The organism is Pseudomonas sp., from assembly GCF_030696055.1.
Classification (GTDB): Bacteria; Pseudomonadota; Gammaproteobacteria; order Pseudomonadales; family Pseudomonadaceae; genus Aquipseudomonas.
Genome location: NZ_JAUYNP010000088.1, coordinates 1 through 6,005, shown reverse-complemented (window position 1 = coordinate 6,005; position 6,005 = coordinate 1). Strand labels below are relative to the sequence as shown.

The window sequence follows — 6,005 nt, the reverse complement described above, 5'->3', positions numbered from 1 at the left end:
GAATATCCTCTTCGACCTCGACGGCACCCTCACCGATCCGCGCGAGGGCATCACCCGTTCGGTGCAGTATGCCCTGGCCAAGCTGGGCATCCACGAGCCGGACTTAACGGCGCTGGAGCACTTTATCGGGCCGCCGCTGCTGCAGTGCTTTATGCACAGCTATGGCTTCGACCAGGCCACCGCCTGGCAGGCAGTCCAGCACTATCGCCAGCGTTTCGCCGAAGTGGGGCTGTACGAGAACCGGCTGTTTGCCGGTGTGGGTGAATTGCTCCAGCTGCTGCAGGCGCAGCAACGCAGGCTGTATATCGCCACCAGCAAGCCGACCGTCTTCGCCGTGAAGATCGCCGAGCATTTCGATTTCGCCCGGCACTTTAAGGGGATCTACGGCAGCGAACTGGACGGCACGCGCACCGACAAGGCCGAGTTGATCGCTTATCTGCTGGAACAGGAAGGCTTGCCGGCCGAACACAGCCTGATGATCGGCGACCGCAAGCACGACCTGATCGGCGCGCGGCGCAACGGCCTGGATGCCGCGGCAGTGGGCTACGGCTTCGGCAGCGCCGCAGAGCTGCAAGCCGATGCGCCTCGGTATCACTTCCATAGCCTGGCCGAGCTGCAGCTGGCCTTTATGGGCCAGGGTGTAAATAGCGTCTTCCCACTCACCTAGTGGCCTGTGTGGCTAGTTCAATTAGTCAATTTCGGCGTCTGAGGCCCTGATACTGCGTTGTCGCTCCTCGCCATAGCCCATGACCCGTCGCACCGCCTTGCCTCAGGACCTCATCCATCCACTAGCTATAGCTATGCGCTCACTTTATATATCCGGACCCTGCGCTTAACCCATCCCTGGGCTCAGGACGGCCTAATCACATCGCCAGTGATCAGGTCACGGATCAAACTGGGGTTCTTGCGCCCGCCCAGGGCGCCGCCCAGGACCTTGTCCAGCTGGCGCGGAAAGTATTGCTCGACCCGTAGCCGGGAACGGGCGGCCGGGTGCCCGGCCGGATTGGCCGAGGTCGAGACCAGTGGTCCGGTCAGGCGGCACAGTGCCTGCACCAGCGGATGATTGCTGACGCGCAGGGCCACGCTGCGGTGCTCGCCGGTGATCCACTCGGGCAGGCGATCCTGATGCGGCACCAGCCAGGTATGGGGCCCGGGCCAGCTGCCGGCCAGGCGCTCTTGCCAGATCTCCGGCAGGTCTTCGAGAAGGAAATCGAACTGCTCGATGCAGTCGGCCACCAGAATCAGGCCCTTGTGCACCGGCCGCTCCTTCAGCGCCAGCAGACGCGCCACTGCCTCTTCATCCCAAGGGTCGCAGCCCAGTCCCCACACCGCTTCGGTCGGGTAGGCAATCACTCCACCTTGGCGCACCACGCGCGCTGCCTGCTGTACCTGCCAACTGCTGACCATCGATGCCACTCCGAAACAGGGATGCCGCGCAGTGTATCCAAGCTAACCGGCGCGGCCCACCCAGCGACCGCCCTCACACACCACTCGACCATCCAGTTCCAGCTCGGTCAGCGCCGCCAGCACCTCGGACAACGGCCAGCCACTGGCCGCCACCAACGCCTCGCTGCTATGGGGCGCGGCATACAGCAAGTCCAGCAATGGATGACTCGCCACCTGCGGTTTCGGCTGTGCCTCACTGCGCGGCAGCCTCTGCCAACCGCGCAAGGCGTCGAGAATATGCTCGATGCTCTCGACCAGAATGGCACCCTCGCGGATCAGCTGATGACAACCCCGCGCACCGGGGTGATGAATCGAACCGGGAATGGCATAGACCTCGCGGCCCTGTTCGGCGGCCAGCCGCGCGGTGATCAGCGAACCGCTGGAGGGACTGGCCTCGACCACCAGCACGCCGAGGGAAAGGCCACTGATAATGCGGTTGCGTCGAGGGAAATTGCCGGCTTGCGGCGGACAATCCAGGGGCAACTCGGAGACCAGCGCGCCGCCGCACTCGACAATATCGGCCGCCAGCTTCTTATGCCGCGCCGGATACAGACAGCGCAGACCTGTGCCCATTACCGCAATCGTCTTGCCACCGGCAGCCAACGCACCCTGATGGGCCGCTCCGTCTATGCCCAAGGCCAGACCACTGGTGATCACAAAGCCGCCCGCGGCCAGGCTGCGGGCGAAACTGTGCGCCGTATCCAGCCCAGGCCTTGAGGCGCGGCGACTGCCGACCATGGCCAATTGCGGTTGTTCCAACAGCCCCGCATCGCCCGTCACAAATAACAGCGGTGGCGCATCATCCAGTTCAGCCAGCAGCCCCGGATAAGCCGGGTCATCCCACATCAGCAGCTGCTGCTGATCGGCCTCCAACCAGGCCAAGCTAGCGGCGGCGCGCTCACGCACCTCGGCGCTACGGCGTGATTCGGCACAGACAGCCGGCAACCCTAGAGAGCGCCAGGCGCTGGCCGGCGCACTGAGCGCCGCCGAGGCACTGGCAAAAGCGCTGAGCAGTTTGCGAAAACGCCGCGGCCCCAACTCCGGCAGGCAATGCAGGCGCAGGCGGGCCTCAAGTTCGGCGGGAGAGACGGCAGGGAAGGATTGCGACATCCAGATCATCCTTGATCGGTCGCGCCGCACAGGCGCCTTAAGGGCGGGGCACCAAGCAAAAGCCCCGCAATCGCGGGGCTTCTGGGGGTTAGGGATTACGCACTTTGTCCATGACTTCGAGAGAGCGGCTGGCGCCGAGCACCAGACCGTAGCTGAGCTTGTCGTAAGTGCGGAACACCATCAGCAGGCCGGCACGCTCGTCCGGGATCTTCACCGACTCACCGGTGACGCGGTCGCGCACGGTTTCCCCGGTCTTGTAGATCGCCAGCACGTTGCCTTCGACCAATCCATCCCGCGCGCCTTTGTTCAGGGTAACCACATCGAACTGACCAATCTGAGTCACACCACGCGGCACGTCGAGAATCAGGCCATCGATCTCGCTGGCGGGCTCGTTGGGCATAAAGGTCGAATTGATCGCCCGCTCTTCGGTGGCGAACAGGCGGTCACCCAGACGGATTTCCTGGGTAGAGCGGGTCAATTCCATGGTGCCGACATCGCCTTCCTCGGCAACTATCTCACCACTGCCGATGTCATCGGCGTTGATCCCGAGGAGCTCCTGGGTATCCGGATCGACGTAGGTTTTACCCTGACGGAAGATGCCATAGGCCGGTGCCGCTTCGTCGAAGCTGCCGCGGGCATAGACCCGGTCACCGGCACCGCTGACCACCCGCTCGGCATTGCCGGCGACTATATAGGGCGCGCCATCGAACTGCTCGGGAGTGTCGACGATACGGTTGCTCAGCAGGAAGCTGTTGATCGCCTCCAGCGGGATGGTCTGAATGGCTTCGGCCATCGGCGTGCTGCGCACTTGCGGCGACAGTTTGATGGTGCCGCGCGACTCGCCACGGTTGAGCATCAGGCGCGGCTGACCGTCGATATACACCAGGCTCAGTTGGTCGCCGGGATAGATCAGGTGCGGGTTTTCCACCTGGGGGTTGGCGTGCCAGATTTCTGGCCATTTCCACGGCTCGCTGAGAAATTTTCCGGAGATATCCCACAGGGTATCGCCCTTGACTACTGTGTAACGGTCCGGGTGACCGTCTTTGAGTTGCACATCGGCCTGGGCCAAGCCGCCTGCGGCAAGCAGCAGCAGGGCGAGTAGTGATTTCCTCATGCGGTGAATCCCTTTATTATGTGTCTTCACGTGGAGCGCCCTAGCGCCGCGACTAAACCCAGTGGGAACGCGGCGTGAAGCCGTTTTTCCAATGCTGCTCATCATCTTAGCAGCGGATTTTGACTTTATTCCACAAGTGCATCACAAACGCATATGGCGATCCTGAATATCCTCGAATTTCCCGATCCACGCCTGCGCACCATCGCTAAACCGGTGGACGTGGTCGATGACGCCTTGCGCCAGCTGATCGATGACATGTTTGAAACCATGTACGACGCCCCGGGCATTGGTCTGGCCGCGACCCAGGTCAATGTGCACAAGCGCCTGGTGGTGATGGACCTGTCCGAAGACCGTTCCGAACCGCGGGTGTTTATCAACCCCGAGTTCGAGCCGCTGACCGACGAAGTGGAGCAGTACCAGGAAGGTTGCCTGTCGGTGCCGGGCTTCTACGAAAACGTCGACCGTCCGCAGAAGGTCAAGGTCAAGGCATTGGACCGCGAGGGTCGGCCCTATGAGCTGATCGCCGAAGGCCTGCTGGCGGTATGCATTCAGCACGAATGCGACCACCTCAACGGCAAACTGTTCGTCGATTACCTGTCTACGCTCAAACGCGACCGCATCAAGAAGAAGCTGGAAAAGCAACATCGCCAGCACGCTTGAGCCACAACTTATAAGGGCTTGTGCCCAGGGTGCGTGAGAACGTCGCGAGCAAAGGTTAGGCAAGGAAAAAACAGGCGAGAAAGCGGAGTGTACGAGCTGTACATGAGCATTCCGAGCCTGTTTTTGACGCCGCATAACCGAGCGCAGCAGTTCTCGCGTAGCCTGGAAGGCAAGCCTTTTTCTTTAGCAGTGAGAATCCATGTCTGAGTCTTTGCGCATTGTCTTTGCCGGCACCCCGGAATTCGCCGCTGAACACCTCAAGGCTCTGCTCGATAGCCCCCACCAGATTATCGCCGTCTACAGTCAGCCGGATCGGCCGGCCGGGCGTGGGCAGAAGCTGACACCCAGCCCGGTCAAGCAGCTGGCGCTAGAGCACGGGATTTCCGTGTATCAGCCGCAAAGCCTGCGTGACTCCGCCGCCCAAGCCGAACTGGCAGCGCTCAAGCCCGATCTGCTGGTGGTGGTGGCCTACGGCCTGATTCTGCCGCAACTGGTGTTGGACATGCCGCGCCTGGGTTGCATCAACAGCCATGCCTCCTTGCTGCCCCGTTGGCGCGGCGCCGCGCCTATCCAGCGGGCGATCGAGGCCGGTGACAGCGAATCCGGCGTCACCGTGATGCAGATGGAAGCCGGCCTGGATACCGGGCCCATGCTGCTAAAGGTCGGCACCCCCATCTCCGCCGCAGATACCGGCGGCAGCCTGCATAAGCGCCTAGCCGAACTGGGTCCACCAGCCGTGCTGCAAGCCATCACCGGCCTGGCCGCCGGTACGCTAACAGGCGAGGGGCAGGACAACAGCCTGGCCACCTACGCGCACAAGCTGAACAAGGACGAAGCACGCCTGGACTGGAGTCGCCCGGCTGTGGAACTGGAGCGCCTGATCCGCGCCTTTAACCCCTGGCCGATCTGCCATAGCACGCTGGCTGGCGAGCCGCTGAAAGTCCTCGCCGCGCAACGGGCCGATGGCCAAGGCCAGCCGGGACAGATTCTCGCCGCCAGTAAGGACGGCCTGACGGTCGCCTGCGGCCAAGGCGCCCTGCGTTTGACCCGCCTGCAATTGCCCGGCGGCAAGGCGCTGGCCTTCAGCGACCTGTATAACAGCCGCCGCGAACAGTTCGCCCTCGGCCTGGTGCTCGGAGCATGAACCCGCGTCTCGCCGCCGCCCGCGCCCTGGCCGCCGTACTGGCGGGCAAGGCCTCATTGGGCAGCAGCCTGCCGCCGCTGCTGGACAAGGTCGAACAACGCGACCGTGGCCTGGCCCAGGATCTGGCCTTCGGCACCGCACGCTGGCAGCCACGCCTGGCCCTGATCGCCGACAAGCTCCTGCAGAAGCCCTTCAAGGCCGCCGACCGTGACGTCGAGGCGTTGCTGCTGATCGGCCTGTACCAGCTGTTCTACACCCGTATTCCCGCCCATGCGGCGATAGGTGAGACAGTCGCCTGCGTCGACAAGCTGAAGAAACCCTCGCTCAAGGGCCTGCTCAACGCCGTGCTGCGCAACGCCCAGCGCGACGGCGAGGCGCTTATCGCCAGCCTGGAGCGCGACCCGGTGCTGCACAGCGCCCACCCGCGCTGGCTGCAGAAGGCCCTGAAGGCCCATTGGCCCGAGCAGTGGCAAGCCATCTGCGCCGCCAACAACGCCCATCCGCCGCTGATCCTGCGGGTCAATCGCCGCC

General features: G+C 63.4%; 7 protein-coding genes. 4 read left to right on the top strand and 3 right to left on the bottom strand.

The genetic code is table 11. The features are described from left to right. The coding region (locus Q8Q83_RS05200) for an HAD family hydrolase (protein ID WP_305621739.1) at positions 1 to 667 on the top strand (667 nt) is incomplete at its 5' end. A gap of 182 nt (positions 668 to 849) precedes the next feature. On the opposite strand, the gene Q8Q83_RS05195 is transcribed toward Q8Q83_RS05200, so the two are convergent. The 3 genes from Q8Q83_RS05195 to Q8Q83_RS05185 all read right to left on the bottom strand — a co-directional run bounded on the left by Q8Q83_RS05195 (position 850) and on the right by Q8Q83_RS05185 (position 3,670). Further along, positions 850 to 1,407 carry an L-threonylcarbamoyladenylate synthase gene (locus tag Q8Q83_RS05195; protein ID WP_305621737.1) on the bottom strand — a complete coding sequence of 186 codons (558 nt, stop codon included), beginning with the start codon at positions 1,405 to 1,407 and terminating at the stop codon, positions 850 to 852. Between the two features lie 42 nt (positions 1,408 to 1,449). Then, entirely contained in the window at positions 1,450 to 2,556 is a 1,107-nt protein-coding gene (gene dprA / locus Q8Q83_RS05190; RefSeq protein ID WP_305621735.1) for a DNA-processing protein DprA, read from the bottom strand. A gap of 88 nt (positions 2,557 to 2,644) precedes the next feature. Further along, on the bottom strand, positions 2,645 to 3,670 hold the full coding sequence (locus tag Q8Q83_RS05185) for a LysM peptidoglycan-binding domain-containing protein (RefSeq protein WP_305621733.1): 1,026 nt from the start codon (positions 3,668 to 3,670) through the stop codon (positions 2,645 to 2,647). A 153-nt stretch (positions 3,671 to 3,823) separates the two neighbouring features. On the opposite strand from Q8Q83_RS05185, the gene def reads away from it, so the two are divergent. From def to Q8Q83_RS05170, 3 genes are all read left to right on the top strand, one after another. Beyond that, complete coding sequence (gene def, locus Q8Q83_RS05180; protein ID WP_305621732.1) at positions 3,824 to 4,330, top strand: peptide deformylase; 507 nt, start codon at positions 3,824 to 3,826, stop codon at positions 4,328 to 4,330. Positions 4,331 to 4,529: 199 nt separating this feature from the next. Further along, positions 4,530 to 5,474: a methionyl-tRNA formyltransferase gene (fmt, locus tag Q8Q83_RS05175; protein ID WP_305621730.1), complete on the top strand. Its 945-nt coding sequence runs from the start codon at positions 4,530 to 4,532 to the stop codon at positions 5,472 to 5,474. Continuing rightward, on the top strand, positions 5,471 to 6,005 hold a 535-nt coding region (locus tag Q8Q83_RS05170), incomplete at its 3' end, for a transcription antitermination factor NusB (protein WP_305621728.1). The genes fmt and Q8Q83_RS05170, both read left to right, overlap by 4 nt.

What these genes read in the sequence shown, in the direction of transcription:
- fmt (WP_305621730.1), top strand. Translation starts at nt 4,530, where the DNA reads ATGTCTGAGTCTTTGCGCATTGTCTTTGCCGGCACCCCGGAATTCGCC.
- def (WP_305621732.1), top strand. Translation starts at nt 3,824, where the DNA reads ATGGCGATCCTGAATATCCTCGAATTTCCCGATCCACGCCTGCGCACC.
- Q8Q83_RS05195 (WP_305621737.1), bottom strand. Translation starts at nt 1,407, where the DNA reads ATGGTCAGCAGTTGGCAGGTACAGCAGGCAGCGCGCGTGGTGCGCCAA.
- Q8Q83_RS05185 (WP_305621733.1), bottom strand. Translation starts at nt 3,670, where the DNA reads ATGAGGAAATCACTACTCGCCCTGCTGCTGCTTGCCGCAGGCGGCTTG.
- dprA (WP_305621735.1), bottom strand. Translation starts at nt 2,556, where the DNA reads ATGTCGCAATCCTTCCCTGCCGTCTCTCCCGCCGAACTTGAGGCCCGC.